The sequence below is a fragment of the Actinospica durhamensis genome, from assembly GCF_018139695.1.
Classification (GTDB): domain Bacteria; phylum Actinomycetota; class Actinomycetes; order Streptomycetales; family Catenulisporaceae; genus Actinospica; species Actinospica durhamensis.
This window is the reverse complement of sequence record NZ_JAGSOG010000775.1, coordinates 1-431: the sequence shown is the minus strand read 5'-3', so window position 1 is coordinate 431 and position 431 is coordinate 1. Positions and strand designations below refer to the sequence as shown.

Below are 431 nucleotides of genomic sequence, written 5' to 3'. Positions count from 1 at the left end.
GCGTCACGGCGCTCCGGTTCAAATCCGACTCATTGAAAAAATTCATCGGTAAATCGTCAGGAAAATCCCTCGGTGAGGGGTTTTGGGCATGGTTTTCCCATGCCGTTACTCCTAAAATGTGTTGGAAAATTCCTATTACATTCGGTCATCGGTTTGAAAGAGCCGGGGAGCATCGAAATGCCAGGTTTGAACACCGCCCCTCACGTGCGCCCAGAAGCGGATTTCGCTGATGTTGCACCCACTCGCCGCCGCTTCCTGATGGGGGCGGCGGTCGCCGCCGCGGCTGCAGGCACTGCCGCGACAGCCGGCCATCTCGTGCAAGCGCCCACTGCTCCGTCCACACCCGCAACCGACGCCGCGGATGACGGCGCCACCGGTTACCGGCTGAGCGAACACATCCGCAAGTACTACAAGACGACGTGGATCTGATG

The 431-nt window shown here is 58.9% G+C and carries 1 protein-coding gene; it reads left to right on the top strand.

The features are described from left to right. The first annotated feature begins 177 nt into the window (after positions 1–177). Positions 178–429 (top strand): twin-arginine translocation signal domain-containing protein, encoded by a 252-nt coding sequence (locus KDL01_RS47260; protein ID WP_009241254.1) that lies wholly within the window; start codon positions 178–180, stop codon positions 427–429. The last annotated feature ends 2 nt before the right edge of the window (positions 430–431 follow it).